Annotated in this window: 16 protein-coding genes; 2 read left to right on the top strand and 14 right to left on the bottom strand. The window is 62.8% G+C overall.

Going from position 1 to position 21,893, the window contains the following annotated elements:
- A partial coding sequence (locus IB227_RS17925; RefSeq protein WP_225591960.1) for a type VI secretion system Vgr family protein occupies window positions 1-799 on the bottom strand: 799 nt, incomplete at its 3' end.
- Window positions 800-1,044: 245 nt separating this feature from the next.
- On the opposite strand from IB227_RS17925, the gene tssA reads away from it, so the two are divergent.
- Window positions 1,045-2,109 (top strand): type VI secretion system protein TssA, encoded by a 1,065-nt coding sequence (tssA, locus tag IB227_RS17920; protein WP_192288504.1) that lies wholly within the window; start codon window positions 1,045-1,047, stop codon window positions 2,107-2,109.
- A gap of 21 nt (window positions 2,110-2,130) precedes the next feature.
- On the opposite strand, the gene IB227_RS17915 is transcribed toward tssA, so the two are convergent.
- The 6 genes from IB227_RS17915 to IB227_RS17890 form a co-directional block, all read right to left on the bottom strand.
- On the bottom strand, window positions 2,131-2,877 hold the full coding sequence (locus IB227_RS17915; RefSeq protein ID WP_192288510.1) for an OmpA family protein: 747 nt from the start codon (window positions 2,875-2,877) through the stop codon (window positions 2,131-2,133).
- Between the two features lie 41 nt (window positions 2,878-2,918).
- Window positions 2,919-3,902 carry a type VI secretion system-associated protein TagF gene (gene tagF, locus IB227_RS17910; RefSeq protein ID WP_192288503.1) on the bottom strand — a complete coding sequence of 328 codons (984 nt, stop codon included), beginning with the start codon at window positions 3,900-3,902 and terminating at the stop codon, window positions 2,919-2,921.
- Entirely contained in the window at window positions 3,899-7,588 is a 3,690-nt protein-coding gene (gene tssM / locus IB227_RS17905; protein WP_192288502.1) for a type VI secretion system membrane subunit TssM, read from the bottom strand. The genes tagF and tssM overlap by 4 nt, the downstream gene beginning before the upstream one ends.
- A gap of 16 nt (window positions 7,589-7,604) precedes the next feature.
- Window positions 7,605-9,029 (bottom strand): hypothetical protein, encoded by a 1,425-nt coding sequence (locus tag IB227_RS17900; protein WP_192288501.1) that lies wholly within the window; start codon window positions 9,027-9,029, stop codon window positions 7,605-7,607.
- 40 nt (window positions 9,030-9,069) lie between these two features.
- Entirely contained in the window at window positions 9,070-9,330 is a 261-nt protein-coding gene (locus IB227_RS17895) for a PAAR domain-containing protein (RefSeq protein WP_132862274.1), read from the bottom strand.
- 101 nt (window positions 9,331-9,431) lie between these two features.
- Window positions 9,432-10,313, bottom strand: a complete 882-nt coding sequence (locus IB227_RS17890) for a M15 family metallopeptidase (RefSeq protein ID WP_318639562.1) — start codon at window positions 10,311-10,313, stop codon at window positions 9,432-9,434.
- 196 nt (window positions 10,314-10,509) lie between these two features.
- On the opposite strand from IB227_RS17890, the gene IB227_RS17885 reads away from it, so the two are divergent.
- Entirely contained in the window at window positions 10,510-11,247 is a 738-nt protein-coding gene (locus IB227_RS17885; protein WP_192288500.1) for a hypothetical protein, read from the top strand.
- 202 nt (window positions 11,248-11,449) lie between these two features.
- Here IB227_RS17885 and IB227_RS17880 read toward each other — a convergent pair whose 3' ends face one another.
- From IB227_RS17880 to IB227_RS17850, 7 genes are all read right to left on the bottom strand, one after another.
- On the bottom strand, window positions 11,450-12,391 hold the full coding sequence (locus tag IB227_RS17880; RefSeq protein WP_192288499.1) for a hypothetical protein: 942 nt from the start codon (window positions 12,389-12,391) through the stop codon (window positions 11,450-11,452).
- Window positions 12,392-12,606: 215 nt separating this feature from the next.
- Complete coding sequence (locus IB227_RS17875) at window positions 12,607-13,137, bottom strand: DUF6708 domain-containing protein (protein WP_192288498.1); 531 nt, start codon at window positions 13,135-13,137, stop codon at window positions 12,607-12,609.
- Window positions 13,138-13,185: 48 nt separating this feature from the next.
- Complete coding sequence (locus IB227_RS17870) at window positions 13,186-13,515, bottom strand: hypothetical protein (protein ID WP_192288497.1); 330 nt, start codon at window positions 13,513-13,515, stop codon at window positions 13,186-13,188.
- A 169-nt stretch (window positions 13,516-13,684) separates the two neighbouring features.
- Window positions 13,685-14,593, bottom strand: coding sequence for a DUF6708 domain-containing protein (locus IB227_RS17865; RefSeq protein WP_192288496.1), 909 nt, complete (start codon window positions 14,591-14,593; stop codon window positions 13,685-13,687).
- Window positions 14,593-18,084, bottom strand: coding sequence for a T6SS effector BTH_I2691 family protein (locus tag IB227_RS17860; RefSeq protein WP_192288495.1), 3,492 nt, complete (start codon window positions 18,082-18,084; stop codon window positions 14,593-14,595). The genes IB227_RS17865 and IB227_RS17860 overlap by 1 nt, the downstream gene beginning before the upstream one ends.
- Window positions 18,085-18,095: 11 nt before the next feature.
- Complete coding sequence (locus tag IB227_RS17855; RefSeq protein ID WP_192288494.1) at window positions 18,096-19,058, bottom strand: DUF4123 domain-containing protein; 963 nt, start codon at window positions 19,056-19,058, stop codon at window positions 18,096-18,098.
- Between the two features lie 2 nt (window positions 19,059-19,060).
- On the bottom strand, window positions 19,061-21,790 hold the full coding sequence (locus tag IB227_RS17850; protein WP_192288493.1) for a type VI secretion system Vgr family protein: 2,730 nt from the start codon (window positions 21,788-21,790) through the stop codon (window positions 19,061-19,063).
- Window positions 21,791-21,893: the final 103 nt, after the last annotated feature.

Raw genomic sequence — 21,893 nt, 5'->3', positions numbered from 1 at the left:
CGCCATCCACCGGCAACTGCCGCGCGATGCTGCTCACCCGGCGGTAGTCATCGCTGAGCACGCTCACGCGCGTGCTGGTCAGCTGCCGCTGCCGGCCCAACAACTGGATGCTGTCACTGGATTCGGTTGCATCGCTGCGATGGAAGCGCACGCCTTCGGTGCTCGCCGCGCTCTCCGGCAGACGCACGCTGTCGGCAAAGATCTCCATGCCGTTGCCGCAGCGTGCCTGCGCATCGTCCTGCAGCCGCCAGCCCAACCCTTCCTCGGCCAACAGGCGCTGCACGAAGTCCAGGTCGCTCTCGCGGTACTGCACGCAGTAGCTGCGCACCCGGTCACCGAGCAGCGCATCGCAGCCCTCGGCCCATTGCCAGCTGGCCAGGTCGCCGTGTGCCTGCAGCACTTCATCGACGATCTGGCGCACGCTCTTGTCCTGGAACACGCGGCTGTTGCGCGCATGCTGCAACCACCATGTCCACGAGGCCAGCGACAGCCGATAGCGCACCAGCCCGCCATCGCTGCCCAGCCGGCGCGCTTCGCAGACCAGCCCGCTGCGCTTCCACTCACCGCCAGCGGCGGTACGCGCAACCAGCGTCGCCGCCGAACCCAGCAGCGCCTCCAGGTCCACCGTCTCGTCGGTACAGAGCACATCCACGTCGGTGCGCGCATGCGCCCCCAACGCATCCCGCCCCCACCAACGCTCCACCACGCCCTCCCCAAGGAGGTCACTCTCCAGCCGGTACAGGCGCTGCGCGCTGTTCAACGCGGCGACCTGTGCCATCAGGTTCGTCAGCTGATCCATGTCGTGTCCATATGTCATGACAATCCCCGCTTCCAGCGGAACATTGTCGGAGTCCTGCCGCGCAACTTACCAGAACTCGCGACATACAGATGTACGAGCACTCTTCACGAAAATTTCAAATCACTGAACAGGCGAAAAGAAGCGACAGCCACGCTTCGTGCAGAGCATCGCTATCCGGTGACACCCTAGCACTCAACCCGACAGCCCACGCTAGAATCGCCTGACAACCCATAGCGAGACTTGCCATGCTGGATCAGGATGCCCTGCTGGCCCCGATTTCGGACCACGCGCCGACGGGCGAAGACCTTTCCTTCTCGGCCGAATTTGACCGGATCATCGAGAAACGTCGCGCCGATGACCCCACATTGGATCAGGGGGCATGGCAAACAGACATCAAGTACGCGGATTGGCAGGGCGTGTTGCGCGACTGCACCGATCTGCTGCAGACACGTACCAAGGACCTGCGCCTGGCCGGCTGGCTGTGTGAAGCCAATACCCAGTTGAATGGCTTCGTAGGTCTTTCGGGCGGCTTCCGCACCATCGCCGGCCTGTGTGACCGCTATTGGGATGACGTGCACCCGCTGGCCTACGATGGCGACCAGGAAGAACGAATTGGCAACTTGAGTTGGCTTCTTGCCAACTCGCTGCAATGGCTTCGCATCGTTCCGATCGTGGCTGCACCGCAGGGCCGTTTCAGCATCGCCGACTACGAACATGCCCACGCCCGCGCCAACAGTGGCGAACCGGATGACGGCCGCCCCAGCCTCGACCTGCTCGAGGCCGCGCGCCGCGACACCAGCCATGACTTCTACCGCCAGCTGATCGAAACCCTGCCCGAATGCACGACGGCGCTGTCCGACCTGCAGACCGCGGTGGACAACCGCCTCGGCATGGACGGCCCTAGTTTCAGCGCCGTACGGGAACAGCTCGACCATATCCAGCGCACCGCGCAGCGCTTCGCGCGTGATGCGGGCATGCTGCTCGACGGCGAGGTCCACGCCCCCGACGATGGCGACCACGATGTGTTCGCCCAAGCGGCCCCCACCGCCCAGGCCCCGGCCAGCCAGGCACCCCGCGCCGCCGGTGGCGCGCCCACGACGCGCAAGGAAGCCCTGCAGCAGCTGCGCCAGGTGGCCGAGTTCTTCCGCCGCACCGAGCCACACAGTCCCGTGGCCTACCTGGCCGAGAAGGCGGCGCGCTGGGGCGAAATGCCGCTGCACGTATGGCTCAAGCGCGTGGTCAAGGACCAGTCCACGCTGGACCAGATGGAAGAGATGCTCGACGTCAACCAGGACACGGAGGGCTACTGAGCCCTCCGCGTCACCGAAGCCTTACTGGATCTTGAACTCGATGCGACGGTTGCGGGCGCGACCGTCGTTGCTGGTGTTGTCAGCCACCGGTTCGTCCGGGCCCTTGCCCAGGACGTCCATGTGGCTGGACGGAATGCCCTTGCCCATCATGTAGTTCTTCACCGCCAACGCACGCGCATGGCTCAGCGCCAGGTTGGATTCGCGCTGGCCGACGTTGTCGGTGTGGCCAATGATCAGGAAGCGGCTGTCCGGCATCTGCGCCATCTTGGCCACCATTTCATCCAGGATGCTCATGCCGAACGGCGTGAGCTTCGCGCTGCCGCTCTGGAACTCGATGATGCGGTTGGCCAGCGTCTGGTCGAGCACGCTCTGCTGTGAGCCCACCTTCAGGCCGTTGGTCACCGTGTACGAGGTATTGCTGGCCAGGCTGAGGTCGCTGACCACCTGCTGCCGCAGTGCTTCGTTGCCGACCTCGCCACTGATGCGCACGGCCTGCCCGTTCACTTCCAGCTTGCCGGGCGACACGCGCTTGAGGCCCGGGTTGATCATCCCGGCCACGTAATCGCCCCAGTTCGGCGGCGTGGCGATGCTTTCCACCTGGATGCGGTCGACCACGCGGTCGGCGCCATACACCGCGCGCAGGTTGGTGAGCAGCTTGGCCTTGGTGGCCTGGTCGGGCACGACGCCTTCGATGACGACCGGCCGCTCCCCGGTGGAGGCAGCGGGCGGCGCCGGGTTCTGCGCCAGCAAGGGCGCAGCCGCGAGCATCAGGAGCATCGCCACGCCGGTGTTTCTGAAAGAGGCCATCGTCAGGTTCCCAGGAAAGTCTCGCCGAACAGCTTGCGCGCGGTGGCCAGGGCCAGGTCATCGCGGTCCAGGAAGCTGCCCAACCGGTTGAGGTTGTAGTCGCTGCCGAGGTATTCCTCCACCCATTCGGCATGCTTGAGGTGGATCAGGAACCCGCTGTCGTCGCTGGGGTCGAGCACCGCGCGCAGCACCTGGCGGTCAGCGCCGTTGAAGCCCACCACCATCGTGGGCGTCGCATCGTTGCGCACCAGCACCGACAATTCGAAGTCACCGCGGCTGACGAAGCTGGAGATCATGTCCAGCCAGAACGCGGCGATGAGCGGGCGGTAGACCGCATCGCGTGCTAGCGGCAGCACCAGCGCCTTGTCGATGTTCACGTCGCCACCGCTGAGCACCGGCTGCAGCAGCATGCCCATCGCCGGCAGCATGTGCTTCAGCGATACCTCGCCGTGGCCGGCCTCGCGCAGGCGCTGTTCCAGCTCGCCCACCGTGCAGCCTTCCAGGAAGTCCTGGAAGCTGCCGTTGTAGTCGCCCACCTCGGTGCTGATGCTGAAACGCGCCTCGCCCAGCCTGGACAGCGCCTCGGTGGCGTCATCGTCCTGGTAGGCCTGCCGCGCCAACCGCGCCAGCCCGGACCACGCGTTGGACATCGCCAAGGGGCTGCGCCCGATGAACGGCAACGGGTCGGTTGCATCCAGGCGAACCACCGACAACAACGGGAAACGACGTTCCGATGCATCGCGGCTGGCCAGCAGGTGACCGCACAGCACGGTCTTGCTGCGCGAGCCCAGGAAGGCGTAGTGGATATCCGGCGCCGCGTCATAGCGCTGCTTCCAGTCCGGGCTCTGGCTCAGCAGTTCCAGGCTCTCGCCCGCCCAGCGGTCGAGCCAGCCCAGCAACTGGTGGTTGTCCGTGGTGCGGACGAAGTCTCCCCGTGAGGGCACCTTCCCGAAATAGGAAACCCCGGCATTCACCGCGCGACTCATTGCCCACCTCCTTGTTGTGGCGCCGCCGGTTGTGCCGCCGGCCGCGCGGCGGGCATGCCGCCCGCCACCGTCTCCGGCAGCTGCAACCCACGCTGCCAATCGCCGCCATCGGTGCCGGCACCGGCGCGCCGCACGATGCGCATCTCCACCGTCACCGCCACGCCGTCGCTTTCCCAGGTGATGCGGCTGGAGTCATCCAGGCGCTCGTACTTGCCCTCGGACATCAGGCGCTTGAAGCCATTGGTGCCCGGTGCGTTGAACACTTCCACGGTGCGCCCGTCACCGGTCACCGCCGATATCTTCACGCCCGGGATCTGGCCCACGTTCGGGTACTGCATGGTGGTCCATTGCGGCGGCGTGTTGCGATAGCGCAGTGACTGCCCATCGATCTCGATGGTGTATTCCACCGCGCCGGCCGCCGGCGACGGCAGGATCTCGAAGATGGTGCTGTCCTGCGCGGCACCCGCCACCGAACCGCCCACCCAGTTGCCGTAGTTGGCCACCAGTTCGGCCGACAGGTTGATGCCCTGCCCAGCCCACCGGCGTGCTTCGAGCAACGGGCCGCGCTGGATGACCAGCGTCCCCAGCGCCTCCTTGTTGAAGCTGGCGATGCTGCCGCTGGCACCGAAGATGGTGGCCACGTCACTGGCGGCCGCGTCCACGTCGGAATTGAGGTTGAACGGATACTGCTGGCCGATGCGCGCCTTGAACGGGTCGTACACCTGCGCCTTCCAGGTCTTGTTGACCTCGGCTTCGGTCGGCGCCACCAAGGCACCGAAGGTCTGCGTCAACGGACGCAACAGCAACGGACGCAGCGCCTCGCGCTGGCTGTCGTCCAACCCGGTCAACACCTGCTCGTCCACCAGTGCCAGCGCCGTGCTCAGGTCCGAGCCCTCGTTGCTCAGTGTGTCCTGCATCAGCTTGCGCGCGCCCACGCCGATGTCGCCCTGGCTCTTGATTGCGTTCAGGCGGGCGCGCAGCTTGCCCAGCGCTTCGAAATAGGCCTTGATCACGGCCGGCTGATCACCACGCTCGGTGGTCAGGCGGGCAATGCCCTCGAACGCCTTGCCGATCGGCCCGACCGGCTGCGCCGCGGCAGCGGCGGCCGGGTCCTTGCGCAGGATGGTGCGCTGGAACCACGCCACGAAGCCCTTGCGGGCCTTGCTGGACTGCGCCTGCGCGGCGGGGTTATCCCACACGGTCTCCTCGTTGATGCGCTCCAGCAGGACCCGCAACGGCGAGGTGCTGGCATCGCCCAGGCGGTTGATGCTGGCCGCGGCCTGGTCGAAGGTGGTGAACTCGGCGATGCTCAGCCCCTTCACGAACTTGCCCCACTCGCGGGCGTACTCCTGCTTGTACAGGCCCACCAGTTCACGCGAGACATGCTCGGGGCTGCCCGCCAGCGACAGGTCGCTCTGCTCGGTGGTGCCCAGCACCCAATCGGTGGTGCTCAGCTGCGTATTGGCCGCTTCCTTGATGGCGTCCTGCACGTAGTCTTCCCACGCCTTGCGGGTGAAGGCACCGGAAATCGCGTAGTTGCCATTGATCAAGCGCCCGTTGCGCTCCTCACCAATCAGGCTGTCCACCGTGACCGTGCCGAAGCGCGCGCCGGCACGCGCCTTGATCTGCGCGAACACGCGCTCCATCGCCGGCTGGCCCTTCATCACCTGGCCCAGCGCCTCGCGGCTGTCCGACACCAGCGTGACCCGGTTCTGGACCTGCGGCCAGCCCGGCTTGTCGGCCTGCGCCACGTAAAAGGTCATCAGCTTCTCGGCCGAACGCACCATCTCCTCGCGGCTCATCTGGCCGCGGTTGGCATCGAGCCAGTTGCGCCAGAACAGGGTGAGCTGCTGTGACAAATGCGCGCCTTCCACATACTTGGGATTGCCCAGCATCAGATAGGTCTTGAGCGCGTTGTACGCGTCATTGGTATTGGTCGGCGATGCATTCTGGTAGAGCACCTCGCCGTCGGCGACCGCCGGCCCGGCCTGGCCCAGCTTGTCACGCTGCGCGACCACCTGGCCCAGGTAGTTCTCCAGGTTGGACACCGTCGGTGCCAGCATGACCTGCTGCATGCCGTGGTTGTATTCGCGCAGCAGCTTCTCGCGGATCGCATCGCCCTGGTACAGCCCCAGGCTGGTGGTGATGCCGCCTTCCTTGCGGTAACGGTCCAACTGTTCCATGCGGTCCTGCAGCAGCAGCAACGCATCGATGCGCGACTTCAGGTCCAGCCGGTCCTTCTGCACCTGCACGGCCTGCTGCAGGTCCTTGGTGGCGTTCTCCACCAATTGCGCGTTGGTGGTGTACGACCAGGTCCACATGCCCAGCGCCAAGGCCAGCACGCCGACCGCACCGAGGAACACGCCGTAGCGCAGGCGGTTCTGGTGCGGGCTGGAGTACTGCCGTACCAGTTCACGGTCGGCGAAGATCACCTTGCGGAACAGGTCCTTCAGGAAGAACGCCGTCTGCCCGGTGGGCGCGACGTCCTCGTTCGAGCCACGCTGCAGGCCGAACTGCCGGCCCACGCGTTCGGAGGCATGGTGGACCGAGCGGCCTTCCTGCAACGCACTGCTGAAGTAGAAGCCGCGGAACACCGGCTTGAACTGGTAAGGGTTGTCCTCGAACAGCGTGGCGATGAAGGTGCGCAGCGCCGGCTTGATGCCAACGAACTCCAGCGGCAACGACAGCAGGCCCGGGGATACCTCGCGCCCGCGCTGCATGGCCATGTGGGTCAGGCCCATTTCCTTCATGCCATCGGCCAGCTCATCGAAGTGCGTGTCGAAGGCGGCCAAGGCATCGGTCTGCTGGTGCGCATCGAACGGCAGCGTCGCCCCCCACACATGCTCGCGCTCACCCGGGTCCAGGTTGCGGAAGAACTCGCTGAAACCGGCGATCAGGTCGGCCTTGGTGAACAGCACGTACACTGGTGCGAACACTTCCAGCTGCTCGGTGATCTCCTGCACGCGCTGGCGCAGGTTCTTGGCCAGCTCCATCGCGAACTCGGGCTTCCCGCCGGACAGCTCGGCGATGCTGGCCGCGATGATCACGCCGTTGATCGGTGCGCGCGGGCGGTTCTTCTTCAGCAGGCCGAGGAACGTCAGCCATTCCATCCGGTCTTCCGAGCTCACCGAGTATCGGCCGGCGGTATCGAGCACGATGCCATTGGTCGTGAAGTACCAGTCGCAGTTGCGCGTTCCGCCGATGCCCTGCACGACGTTGCTGCGGTTGTCCTCGAAGGGGAACTGCAGCCCCGAATTGAGGATGGCCGAACTCTTGCCGGCGGCGGGGTTGCCGATGATCACGTACCACGGCAACTCGTACAGCGCCGCACTGCCCTTCAGCACGCCCATGCGCGAGGACTTGATCTGCTTCACGGCATCCATCATCCGCTGCCGCAGCGCCTCGGTGTCACCGCGTTGCGCGGGCTGGGCGTTGGCAACCGCACGGTCGGCCTCGCCCTGCACCAGCGCCTCCACCTTCCGGGCCGCGCGCCGCGCCAATATCCGCTTGATGATCCACACGATCAACGCCAGCAACAGCAGCGCGCCCAGCACGATCGCCACCCAGATGCCGATCTCGCGCGCCTCGGCCTCGCCATACCAGGCCAGTCCGCCTGCGCCGATCAGGCCCACCAACATCCATAGCCGGTAGTCGCGCAGGTAATAGCTGAAGTTGCTCAAACTCATGCGGGGGAATCCAGGTTCAAGTAGTCGACGGCAGATCAGCCGCCTGAGGTGTGCTGCCGGCACTGACCAGTGCCAGCACACGCTGTTGCGCTTCGGTGCCGGCCAGTAGCAGCACCGGTCCGGTGTTTCGTCGTGTCTGTTCCAATGCCAGCGCGAGCATCGCCACTGGCAGCACCGGCCCCAGCTCGCCCGCACTAGCCGGCAGCGACAGGTTGCCCGCGCCGAATTCCAGGTCCGGGTTCAAGGCCGACGCCGCCAGCGCGGCATCCACCACGCCGTCACTGCCCTGCCGCGCATCGTGCAGGACGAACTGCACGCTGTGTTCGTCCTGCGGCAAGGACTGCTTCCATTGGCTCGCCGCAGTGGTCAGATGGCGCCGACGTTCGGCCGGCCGTGCCACCTGCGTGGCATCGGCCTCCAGCGCAAGCGGCGGCCACAGGCAACCGTTGCCTTCGGTGGCCATGCCGGGACCTGCGAGCAGCACGCCGGCGGCGCCTTCGCCCGGCGTCCGGCCTTCCGGGTGACGGGCCGTGGCCAGCACGCCATTGGCCAGCCAGCCCTGGATGACGTCCGGGTCGATGCAGGAGTCACACGCCAGCAGCAGGTGCCATCGGTCAGGTGTTCGCGACAAGGCATCGGCAAGCCGATGCAGATGGCGCCACGCCTGATTGTCATCCCCGACCACGGTGACGGCCACGTCGAACCGGCGTCCATCGACACCGAACTCGAGCACCCGCTGCATCAGCCAATCGCGCACCCAATGCAGCAGCGCATCGGACCAGCCATGCGCGACCAGCAGCTCGACGGTGAGCACGTTGTCCACGCGACCTTCATCGTTGCGGCGCAGCCCGGCGACCACCACTTCCTCGCGGGCCTCGAGCACGGGCAATGCCATCGCCGCCTCGCCCAACAGCTCATCCAGAACCGGCGCAAGCAGGGCCAGCGCCCGGCGCTCGCGTGGCGTGGTATCGATGCCCTGCTCGCGCTCGCCGAGCACTTCCAGCTCATCGAGCTGCGCGGCCTCGCTCACGCGTACCGGTAGGTTCTGGCCATCACGGAACCGTGCACTCAAGGCAGGACGCGGCGGTGCAGCTGCAGTCGCGAGCAATGCCGGCGCATCCAGGCCCACGCCCAGGTTGATCTGGCCGGCGGTCAACGCAGCAGCGGCAGCCACCTTCACGCCATCCTCACGCGCAACCGGCGGCGCATCGTTGTCAGGGCTGCGGGTGGCCTTCTCCAAGGCCTTGTCGGCCCCTTGGCGAAGCAAGCCGGTCGCCATGAAGCCAGCACTGCTCACGCCCGCCGGCAACAGTCCCAGGTACAGCAGCATGTCCATGCCGCTCGGCGTGGCACCGGTGCTGCGCCAATACATGATCGCGCTGCCCCAGGTGGCAATGAATACCAGCAGCACCGAAGCAGCCTTGCCCGTCCATCCCGCCATCAGTCGCTATGCTCCATGCGCGCTCCTGTGATCGCCGGGTTCAACCCAGGCCCGTCGTGGTCTGCGAGGAAATCAATGTTGCCCCACAGGCGGTGCTGTCGCCTTCACGCGCCACTGCTTGACCGTCGATGATGACGGTGGCATCGCCACTGACGATGGTGGTTGCCCCATGAACCGCACAGACGGCGCGGTCGGTCACCCGCGACACCGGCTTTCCCGCGACGTCGGTGTGTTCCGCGCCAGAGACCACGCTGCCGCCATGGGACAGCTTGTCACCAACAACTATGAAAGGTCGTGCCATACATCACGCTCCCTGATCCTGTGTGAACCGGTCTTTCCATCGCCGCGTCGCAGCAACCCGACTCATCCTCGCGAAACGATACCAGCAGTCAGGTGTTCTTATCACCCTTGCTGAGACAACTCCGCACGTTTGATGGCCCTTGCTGCCTTGCATCTGTCAGACATCTCGACGTGAACGTAGTCCTTGATGCTCCGCCAGTTGCCGCCCCAATCAAGCCCTGCCTGTTCAGCCAGCTCGCCGTACAGATAATACCCACGGCGTGTCCATTCATCGTTCATGTCCCACTGCAGCTTGCCATCGCGGATGGGCGCGCTGTCCACGCCAAGCCCGTATTGATGGCAACTCTGCCAGGCACCGGCACGCGTGGCCTTGCCACCGGCCATCAACTCGGCCTGGCGCTCGGGACTGCGGTACCCCTCGATCAACACCATCTCGTAGCCGTACTGGCGCCGCATGACCTCGTAGATGGCCAACACGCGCTGCTGCAGATCGGCGTCGATCTGCTCCCACTTGCGGTCCGCGGTCACGATCTCGGGGCGCAGACGACGGACTTCCTGCGTCGTGAAGACCTCGGGCGGCGGCGGCGGTGGCGGTGTCAGGCGCTCTCCCCGCAGCAGCTGCGCCACCATCGAGCCGGACTCGGACAGGTCGTCACCGCGGAAATCCGCAAGCACGACGGTCTGCCGCGACAACAGGATGACCAGCGGCGGCACCGCCAACAACGCAAGCGCAGTTGTCAGGACGACCCAATGCCGCATCAACCAACCCCGCAGACCATGTCGCTCTTCACGAAATGAAATACGTGATTTGGCGATGGGCGTCTCATCCTTTGCCTGACGAACCGCACCCACGCTGTGAGACTTGACCTGCTTTGCTCGGAAGCGCTCGCGCAATCGCGCAACTGCATCCGGAAACAGCAGTGCCCAACACACCAAGGCCGCCAACAAAAAAGCCGCAATCGCTACACCGGCAACTACTGACACTGATCCTCCATGGAAACCGACAGGTTGACGCGCCGAAAAGCATGCCCTAAGAATGCACCATTCGCTTCGGCGGAAGCCGACTCAAACCAAGGGCTGGATGCACTTGAATAATGGCGGAATCAACCGGCCAAGTCTTCTCTCAGGGGGAGAGCAGACCAAGGCCCAAGCCCCGAACTCGGGACGGATCCTGGCTGACATGGAAGGCCGGCAGGCTGCCGCGTCGCCGCGTGCGCCCAGTGTTGCCAGCAGCAATGGCCATCGCAAGTGGTGGTGGATTGTCTCCGCCACGGTGCTGGTCATCGTGGCGCTGTTGGCGTGGGCGCTGATGCGCGGCGGTGCCGGCATGGACCAGGACGAGTACTCGCTGACACCCGAGAGCAGCGCCCCGACCGGCCATCCCGTCGCACCTGTTGCTGCGCCCAACGATGGCGCGGCCATGATCGTCGATGCCCCTGACACCGATGGCACCGCGCAGGGCAACCCGCTCGATGCGCTCGCCGACCCCGGCAACACCGCGGCATCGGCGGCAGCCGGCGCCACGCCCTCCCTCGCAACCGCCAGCCGGACTGCATCTGCGCCTACGCGCAGGGCGCAACCGGCGGCGCGTGCCGGCACCAAGGGCAAGGAAAGCGACAACCTGCTCGGCACGTTGCTCGGCATCATCAAGGAAGATGAAAAGCCCAAGCCGGCAGCGCAGCAACCGCGCACCATGGACGACCTGATCGCCAAGATCGAAGCCGACCAGCAACAGCGTGCCGAAGACGAGCGCACCGCCTTCGACCAGGTCGCCAGCAAGAAGTCGGCTTCGACCGAATCCGGCATCCAGGCACAGCTGCGCCGCTGTCCGGGCGCCAATACCCTGCAAGGCCTGGAATGTCGCCGCCGCGTCTGTGCCAACGTCACCGGGAAGGATCCGGCCTGCCCTGCGATGTAAAGGCGTGAGCTGCAGCAGGTCACGCGCGAAGCGCAAAGCCCCGGCCTTCAACGCAATGCGTTCGCTGGCGCGCGCATACCCTGCCCTGATCGCGACCCGGCCAAGCGCGGACATCGTTCCCGCTGGGCATCCGTGATCGTCGGGATGGTAATCGTGATGATCACCACCGCACGGAGGGTTGTCTGGGCTCGCCTGGGCGCAGTCAGCGGTTCAGCTCCGAGAACCACGGCGGGATGCCAGGCACGGCAAACATCATGAACACGATCACCGTGCAAATGGCGCCGAGCACGAACCAACGTCGGTTCAGATAGCCAAGCTTGCCCGCATACGCAAGACGCTCCGCCTCGGTGAGAGGCCGCGTCCGGAACGAGCTCGCGGGCGCGGGCATCGACATCTCGGCACGGATCTCCGCCGGCCACTCCGGTCTGGGGGCGATGCGCCATATCCAGAGCCCGGCGCGCTCGAACCAGTACATCAGGGCACCTACCACACACACATACGTCATCGGAAACGCGCCCGGTTTGACGCGATGATGCGCATCCACCAAGCCGCCGAACAACTGCCGATCCAGCAGCACATAGTCCGCCCGCGCATCATCAGCAGGCGGTAGTGGATCCGCAGGCGGCAACGTTTCCGGGTCGCCGTCCATGTAATGACGAATAAATTCCCAGATCATCCCGGGCGCGCGATCATCACGATACGGTTGTGCCAGGGGAACGTACGAACGGATACGACGATCGGACGCCTCAATATCGACCACGGCAAGCACATAGCCGGTGGCGGCGCCGGCCAGGCTGTAGCTCCTGGAAACCATGGAGATCGGCTGCGCCGCATCGTAGTCGATGCTGACCCAGCCGTTCTTCCGGTCAATCCAGCAGAAGAACTTTCTTAGCCGTCTGCTCAGCACTACGGGAGGCGCAGAGAGACGTGCTGCAGAGGAAATCGACCAAGCAAAGAACGCACCCGCAAACAGCAGGATGACTCCATAGACACCCACGAGGTAAGGCCAAAAATCCGCCCTTGAGAGTATTCCTCCAATCACCACCCGTGACAGAACCATGCTCACGCCGGCACATCCGATCACCAAGCCCAGGATGAACGTAAATCCCCGGCCTGAAGCTTCCACAGCAGGTGAAAACGTCATGAAAGAATCATTGACCGACTGGATGGCATTCAGAGAGGCGGGTTCGGCGCTCCCTTCATCGCGCCCGACACCCAGCAGCTGCCCCCACCCACCACTCCTGTCCGGAAGATGGCGCATCCCAAACAACATCCCGCGGCTACTCCCACGCATCGGTGTCATTGTTTCCGTTCGGTGAACCATCCACGCGCACTTGCCTCCTTGCATCCGATATCAAGCTATATCCTCGCCTTCTGCCGCACTAATTGATCGATAGCCTCCTGGTCCAATGCCGGACCACCGGCTGCAGCAACAATTTCAGGTGGAAATTCTGGAACACGCGATAGATCCGTTGCGCGCAGCTTGTCGCCTGGCTGCAGCGGCGGACCGTCTTCCTCCATGTACTGCCGGATATGCTCCCACAGCGCCAACTGCGTGCTGTCGAAGCCGTTGGATTGGACACCCAACTGGATCAGATGCTCGACTTCGTTACCGGTTCCCTCGCGGATCGCCAGCAAGCCAAGCTCGAAACCTTCGGAAGCGAGGTTCGCCCCTCGGAAATAAATGTAGCTGTAGATACGCGCCTTGATCTGATCATCCCACCTGTAGGAGACGGGCGCTCCATGGGAACCACTCTTCCAGAACTTGAAAAATCCACCCTTTATATAGGGAAGAATGCAGACCAGCCTGGACTTCCTGTTGAACAGGACAGGATCATCCAGAGAGTTAATTCTGGCGGATCTCCAAAAGTATGAGCCAAAGCAAAACATGAAATATGCACCGAAACCAAAAGTCGCAATTATGAATAGATCAATACCTCATTCAAAGCGGATCGATAAAATATTCACATAAACCATGAGGGAGAAAAACAGCAACCCAAAAGACCACATAAAAAATGCCGAAAACTTAGACCACCCTATGTCCTTCGAATACTCACCACGAACAGTGCCCACCTCCAGCGCATCGGGATGAACTCTCAGCACGGCATCAAAAGCAACCGGATCGACCTCTAATGACACTTCATGATCCGCAGGTAGAACGCGAAATGGCGCACGCCGCGCATGCGCGTTCTCCTTGAAGAGCTCGGGCCCAAACACGACTTCCGGTTCGGCCTTCTTCCATTCCGCTACTGTCGTCTCGCGAAGCATCAAGAGATGCATCCGTTAGCTAGTGACGTCCAATTATCAGGTTGTGCTGACCACTCAATGATCGACATCATCTCTCTCCTCTGAAGAAGCCCACATCACCAGGCCTGCATCCGTGCATCCGTGCATCCGTGCATCGCATTGCAAGGACGAAGGAAGCATCCGTTCCTGATTATGGCCTCGCCTTCTGCTGTACCAACTGATCAATAGCTTCCTGATCCAATGCCGGGCCACCGGCTGCGGCAACAATCTCAGGCGGGAACTCAGGAACACGCGATAGATCCGTTGCGCGCAGCTTGTCGCCTGGTTGCAGCGGCGGACCGTCTTCCTCCATGTACTGCCGGATGTGCTCCCACAACGCCAACTGCGTGCTGTCGAAGCCGTTGGATTGGACGCCCAGCTGAATCAGGTGCTCGACTTCGTTACCGGTTCCCTCGCGGATCGCCAGCAATCCCAGCTCGAAACCTTCGGAAGCGAGGTTCGCCCCTCGGAAATAGATGTAGCTGTAGATGCGCGCCTTGATCTGATCATCCCACCTGTAGGAGACGGGCGCACCATGAGAGCCGCTCACCCAGAACTTAAAGAAGCCCCCCTTCAAATACGGAAGAACATAAACGAGCCTGGACTTCCTGTTGAACATAACAGGATCATCCAGAGAATTAACTTTCGCCGATCGCCAAAAATAGGAACCAAAGCAAAGCATAAAGTATGACATGAAGCCAAATAGACCAACAATGTACAGTTCATAAAGAGGGTTAACCTCCCCTCCCCTCCCAACCGACAGAAGCATTATTGCGAGCGAAAAAATGCCAAATGCCCACATAAAGAACGCTGAAAATTTCGACCACTTGATATCTTTCGAGTACTCACCACGAACGGTCCCAACTTCCAATGCATCGGGATGGACTCGCAGCACAGCATCAAAAGCAACCGGATCGACATTCAATGACACACTATGATCCGGTGGCAGGACGCGAAATGGTGTCCGCCGCGCATGAGCGTTCTGTTTGAAAAGCTCCGGTGTAAATACCACTTCCGGCTCAGCGCTCTTCCACACCGCTACTGTTGTCTCTCTGAGCATCACGAATCCCCGCCGTCCGTCAACCTTATCTTGAATGAAGATTCCGCAAAGTTACCGGCATCTTCATCCATCTCTTGCAACCAAATAACTGCGTGCGCGTCTGTGTACCTGAAATTAGGAATTCCATATGCCGTCACCAACTCGAAAGCTCCGCTTTCATCCTTCTGAACTCCAGTGTCGATAACTTCCCCGCGAATATCTACAACATCCGGGTACTCATCCATGAGAGCACCCAAGGGCATATCACCAGGCAAATATGCCCCGGCCAACACCATGCGCCTACTGAAATTCTTTCTTGCATATACCCCTATGCAAATACGGATCGTACTCTTGAGTTCACTGGGCATAGTGATCCTAACCCAGCCCTCACGCACCCCTCCTCGCTTCAGGCGATCTTTATCGCCGAGTATATTCTTAAGAACCATCCAGGGCGTTATATTGGAGAATATCCCTTTACCACCAGGAGTATTCATATCCGTAAACAACCTATCCTCGAACTCAAACTTAGCGCCGGACTGCAGCATATTCAAATTCAACTGCTCTTCCGCCAAACCCTTAAACCCGCCGCCAGAATTGCCCCCCCATATAGACCTAGCCCCCCAATCCTCCAGCGGGGAATTCTTTAGATAATAGTAGACAAATGTCAAACCCACGCCAACTAGAGCCAAAATCAAGCCCCAGCCCGTCATTCCAATTCCAAGGATCGTTGCTGACGAGCCAACAGCTGCAGCCCATGCCGCGGCGCCGGCGCCGGCCAACACAAATGCCTGGAGTGCCAAAACACCCGAAGCCGCATAGTCTCCGCGCGATTTCGCCTGAAAAAATTTGACGGCGCTGACCACGGCATCTACAAACGACGCTGTAGCCACCAACCTTCCCGCCAGCATTTTCATATTCGCTGCCCGCAGATCATAAGACTTCGCCTTATATATCTGCTCCTGCAGCGTCAATGCAGCGCCGGCGAACGCAAGGGAACCGGTCAAAATTCCTATTGTCGCCTCCGCCCGTTCCGTCTCATTTCCCTTGGAAAACTGCTCATAGTTCTTCATGATCGAAAGAACAGAAAGCACCCCGGCACCACCGGCCATGATCGCCGTTCCATTGGCCAATACCTTTCCGCTTGTCCCTGTCAGCTGTGCGAGCGTGGCGCCGTTGATATGGCGGGTCGCCTGAGTCCAGGCTCCACTCATTACGCCTGGCATCAATCGAATGGCGTACTGGGCCGCTCTCGATCCTTGACGAATGGCCCCTGTCAGCGCAACCGACTTCAGCGCATTTGCCTGCGCCCAAGCTTCCATCTCGCGCGGGGCCTTATCCACCCACATGTAGACTTCAACCAACGTATCAGCAGCCGCAGTCGCGCCAATCGATTTCAGCATGCTGCTGAAGTTGACGACCGCCGTTCCTTTCGCTGCGGTGACACGTCCTGCGGCGATTGCCGCATCCTGCGTATTTATCATCATCCGCCGCCATATGCGCAGCGCCTTATACAGCGGCATGGTGACGCCGACCAGAGTGGCGCCAGCGTGGCGGGCACCGGCATTGCTTACCAATGAGATCAAACTCGTCATCCGCGCCAGGGCGACGGGCGTCATGCGCCCTGCCAACTGAAGCAGACATGCCGCTCCCCCGACAATCGGCAGCAGCCCGGACACATACCCGGAAGCAAGCATGCGCAATGCATTTGAATGCTTCCCTCCGAACCTCACCCAGCCCGCTGCCGCGGGATTCCGCGAAAGTTCCTCAACATTATCGAGAACGTTGCCCATCATGCCGAAGTGCCCGTCCCGCTTGTCGAGCCACTCCTTGAAGCCCTGCGAGGTATTGCCAAGCAACGCTCTCAACAGGATGTTTTCCTTCAAGGTCGGGTCATCGCCAAGGTAGCGCGCGTACCATTCCCCGCCTTTGCCCTTCCCCAGATTGCCGGCGCCAGCCTCCCCCTGCTCCTGTGCGGTGTTGCCGGTGATATGGCCGCCATGAAGGACGCGGGCAGCGGTGCACGCATAGAAGAAGCCGCTGAGCTTATCGTCCTCATCGAAGTCGTACTCGAACAGGAATTTTCTCGGGGCGCAATCGAGGCAATCGAAATGATCCCCCTCCATTGCCAGAATTCCCTCCGCGTCCCTTCGAGCATGCGTCTCGTAGGCGTCGAGAAAACTCCGATAGTCCGCTTTCGCCCCCCGTCCACGAAGCTTCTTACGGAGCTTTTCGCACTGTTCCTCCGCCTGGTTGACCGGGGAAGGCAGAACTACCCTTCCAGGAACCGAATAGTCGGGAACGGAATAGCCTGAAGCCAATGGACCGCCTGCGGCGACATGCACCTGCCTATTGGGCACAAATTCCGCTTCAGCCGGGAGCTGCTTGCCCTGTTGAAGTTGCACAAATACGTCGTGCATCATCGAGGTGTTGTGATAGCGCGAATACCCTGCCTCGTCGTACTCCTGCTGCTTACGTTGGCCTGCCTGCCTCAGGCTGCCCATCAAGCCTTCTATGCTCAGGGCCGACTTGAGCATCCAGTCAGCCTTCTCCGCGTTTCCGTCGGCACGGCCAAGGACGTAGTCACTCGCACTCTTGAAGTAGGTTGTACGCAGCACCGCTGTTTCATGAGCAATGCCTACAACATCATCAACCATGACCATCCGCAGATCAGATTCGGAATACTGGTTGCGCCCCCGCGATAGTATTTCCCTGGCAGCAACCACAACATCCTGTGCGACTTCAGAACGCATCCGGGGGGGCGCCGTTCCCGGAAGTTTCAGCTCCATGGAAAGTCCGCTAGCCATGCGCGGGCTCCAGCGCGGGTATGGCCCAGCATCGCCCGCCAATGCCACGGTCGTGTACGAGTAGTCGTAGATGAGTTGCTCTGCAGAACCCGCAGTGAACGGGAGCGATGCCGGGCACGACGCTGCTGGAGCGTTGATGCAGGTCATTCTCCTGTTCCGCAAGCCCTCGTCTTTTGCGTAGCGTTCCAAGACCTTGGGAGCCCAGGGGTTCTCACTGAAAGCCACCCATACTCTTCCCGTGTTCTTCGCATCGGGAATGACAAACAACATCGCAGCAGCATAGCCGGCCGTGCGTTCACACGAGAACCGCGGCACTTCACCCACCCCGACCAATGGAATAGGCGAGAGCGGAACCGGGGTCAGGTAGCCACCTTCATCCACCAGATTCACCTGCCAGCCGCCTTGTGCCTTGATCTCCGGCGTATGGGCCTTTTCATAAAAAGCGTACAGGTATCCCTCGCGCAGCGTGCGCGCCGCGTAATCAAGGTACTTGAGCCTGGGCAGGCCAATCCCCCGCAGCAATGGCGAAAGATGCCCTTGGATATTGGACATAAAAGGCTTGGCGACCACCCCGGGCCTCACCACCAGCACGGGCAATCCTGTTTTCACACACGATGGACAACCGCCTTGGCCACATCGGCTTGCTGCACTCGCGGCTTGAATGGCCCTGGGGCCGTAAGTCATTATCGGCTGGTTACCGTCGAACATTCCTGTGTTCCTTAAGTTTGCGCCGTGTCGAAGGCAAAGTAGGGGAACCTGACCGGCCCCAGTTCACTCTTGATCTGGTCCCAACCCTCCGGATCGGGAATCTCAGCCAAGGCATCCATCAACGGCGACCGCTCGGCTACTGAGCGCTCAACCAACGCAACCACCGTGGGATGGCTGGCGAGCAAAGGATGAATCTGCAATATGTAGGCCGCCAACAGTTGAATATCGTGATTTACCGACAAGCCAAGACGTTTTGCGGAGGCAAGCGCCGCACGCAACTGGCGAAGGTAATCTTTGGGAAGCACCTCAACCATGCCTTTCCAACCACGAGCCATCTCCTGGACCTGTTGACATTGCTCCAACTCCAGCCACTGTGCGTGATCGAGTCGCAGCCTCTGGCCGGAAACTTCGTGGCGTTGATCGCCGTCTTTAAGAGCAAGGCTCTGTATCTCGTCGCGTCGATCAATGAAATGCCAATGAGTGATGGGGCCCAACAACGAGCGCCGCTGAGGGATATCCAGAAGAGCCCATACAAACTCGAGTACGCGTCGATCGGAGATCCGCAACACCCGCAGTTGGCCGGTCGTCCCAAGGCGCTGCTCCATTGTTACTGCGAAATGCCTGGCCAAGACTTCCAGCGGAGCATCGGTTTCCATCCATCCGGCCACGGACAATCCGGCAGCAGCTTCCTGTAGAGGGAAGGCCTGCTCTCGCAACGCCAGGTCGAGGACGCGCGCAATCAGGTCGGAGTCTTCTGGCCTGATATGAACAAGTCGCGGCGTGCGGCAGACATCCGTGAATGCAGGGTGCTTCAAACACACGTCAACCGAATGGCAATCGCGGCCAACGAACTCCTGGAAACCCGCGCCGCGATCCAGGAAGCGATCCAGCATCACGACAAGCCCGTGTTCCGAACCAGCCGCACGCTCAGCCAGAAACCGTTGAATGGACTGCTTTTTTTGGCTTGTATCCATCTTCAGACAAAAGCGGCGCCAGATGCAGCTGCCGCATCATCCTTGGTGGGGCATGCTTTCAGCTCGGCTTCCGGAATGGATTGAGAGCCGCTTGTACTCGCCGGCCCCACCCACTCCCTCTGGCTTGCCCTGAACTCGATCTTCCCCGGCGCGCCCAGCTCGATGTTGTCGCCCTCGATCCGGATGTACGCACCGGCGGCATTGGCCAGCAGGTGCTTGGTGCGTGCGGACAACTGTACGTCTGCTTCGGTGCTGGCGATGCGTACGTCGGTCTTGGCGGCCACCTTGGCCAGGTTCTTGTGCGCCCTGGCGCTGACCTTGCCCTGCGCGGCGTGCAACGCGATGCCGCTCTCCTGGTTGGGGCTCTCGCCCCGTGCCTTCTGGCCAACGGTGTAGACGACCAGACCGTTGGCGACGGCCAGGGTAAGCGCACCCTGCGTCATCCAGTTCAGGGCCACGCCCGCGCTCAGCAGGGTGTGCGTGCCGCTCACCCAAGCCTGGTCGGCAGGCGTCAGGCTGAGCACGCCGGCCACGCCGCTGCCCAGCAGTGCCGGTGCGCTCCAGCCCGGCGCCTCACCGCCGCCACCGGCGATGGCGCCACCGCTGCTGCCACCCTGCGTCGCCTTGAGCTGCTCCTGCAGTTCGCTCAACATTCTGTCCGCAGGTAGCTCGTCCTGGTCCTTGGGCAGCTGCGCCTTCTGCTCCTTCGCCGAGTCGGCCAATGACTTCAACAGGTTCTGGCCTTCCATCAGCTGCGACAGCGCCTGCGACGCGGAGAGCTGCTGTGCACCCTGCTCGGTGGTCAGCAGCAGGCCCTTGCCGGCACGCAGGCTGCCCTGGGCGCGGGTGGAAAGCTCGGCGCCGAAGCCGCGCTCGGGGCCACGCACGTTGTCCTGCCCCGCTTTGATATGCCCCAAGGTGAGCGCACTTTCGTGCTGGGTAGTGGACAGCTGGGTGCGGCCTTGGCCGGGGGTGTCGTCAAAGCGCAGTTGCTGGTAGCCGCCGGTGCCGGACTGGCTTTCGGCCAGCGCCTGGCTCTTGAAGCCGGTGAACACCGCCGCGTGGTCGTTGCCTTCGAACCAGGCCGCCGCGTTGCCGGTGGCGTTGGCGCCACCGCCGTTGATCTGGTTGTGCTGTGCATCCTGCTGGCCGCGGCCGTTGTAAAGGCTGCCGACCACCACGGGCCGGTCGATGTCGCCTTCCAGGAAGGCCACCAGCACTTCCTGTCCGCGCCGTGGCAACACCACGCCGCCCCAGTTGTCGCCGGCCCAGGGCGTCATCACGCGCACCCAGGTCCAGGCGTTGCCGTCGGCACTGGCATTGTTGTCACCGCCCGGATGATCGCGCCCGCTGCTGCCGTTGCCGCCACGCTGCCACGGGAACTGCACCTTGATGCGGTGGTCACGGTCGGACAGCAGTGGCTCGCCGTCACTGACCACGATGGCGCTGAGCGTACCGGTGATGGTGGGGCGCGGATGCAGGCGCCCGCCATGGCCATCGTCGGTCTGCGGCCGGTAGCTCACCTCGGTCGGCACGGCGACGAAGTGGTTGTCGTAGAAGGCGGTCTCCACGCTGCGGCTCGCATCGGCTTGGGCGGTGCCGGCCAGCGCGGCAGGCAGCGACGGTACCGCGATGGCCGCAGGCCCGAGCAGCTGCTCCAGTGCATCGAACACGTCGGCGTCCAGGTTGTTGCGCGCCTGGTGCTGCACCGACAGGCAGAAGAAGCGGGCATCGCCCTGCACCTGCGGATGCTGCTGCAGGCCAAACCGGGTGCCGGGTGCGAGCGCCCGCCACTGGCCGGCGCCTTCGATCTGGTGGGTCTGGACGCGCGGCGCATCCAGGTGCTGCTGGGCGCGGCGTTGCCCGCGCGCATTGTCCTGCCAACCGTAAGGACCTCCGGTGTCGCGGTCGACGATGCCGAAGTCGCTGGCACTCTCCGCCGCGGCGCTGGCCTGCCGGCGCTCGAGGGTGCGGTGGTCCCAGGTCGCGCGCTCCACGCGGTGGGTGCGCCACCGCCGCGCCACGTCCCAGCGCTGCACGGTGTCGCTGCGCTCGCTTTCATCGCGCCGATGGAAACGCACGCTGCCCGCATCGGTGGCGTCGTGGCCGTGGTCGGCCAGTACCAGCGTGTGCTTGCCGAAGTCCGCGTCCGAAGGTTGCCCCTCGTGCTCGAACCAGTAATAGATGCCTTCTTCGGCGAGCAGGCGCTGCACGAAGGCCAGGTCGCTCTCCTGGTACTGCGTGGTCAGGCTGCGCCGCGCGTACTGGTTGGCATCACGCAACGACCAGCGCCACGCCGGTGCCAACACGCCGTAGTCGGCGAACACATCCTCCACGATCTGCACGACGGTCTTGTCGTGGAACACGTAGCTGTCCACGCGCTGGGACAGGAACGCCAGCCATGGCTGCAGGCGCAGGCGGTAGCGGGCAAGGCCGCCATTGCTGCCGATGCGCTCGGCGGCGGTGATCCGGCCATGCAGCGGGCGCAGGTTGCCGTCGGCCTGTTGCAGTTGAAGCAGGGCGGCCTGGCCGACCAGCGGCCCCAGGTCCAACCCCGCATCGGTGGACAACGCGGTGATGGTCCATTGGAAGCCCGGGCCATCGACCTGCTCGACGCCATCGAGGGTTTCAGCCACCAGCACCTCGCTTCCCAGCGCGGTATGCAGCCGCAGGAAGCGTTGTGCATGCGCCGGCCCCGCCAGCGCCGCCAGTATGTTGCTTGCCAGATCCATGGTCATTCCCTGCCTTGCAGTACGCGTGCCTGCCCCCTCAGGCATGCGTTCCGTTCACGCTACCGCTGCATTCGTGCAGCCCCCTGCCCCGCGCATTGCCGAT

Origin of the sequence: Stenotrophomonas sp. STM01, from assembly GCF_014852135.1 — a bacterium.
Classification (GTDB): domain Bacteria; phylum Pseudomonadota; class Gammaproteobacteria; order Xanthomonadales; family Xanthomonadaceae; genus Stenotrophomonas; species Stenotrophomonas capsici.
This window is presented reverse-complemented; position numbering and strand designations above follow the sequence as displayed.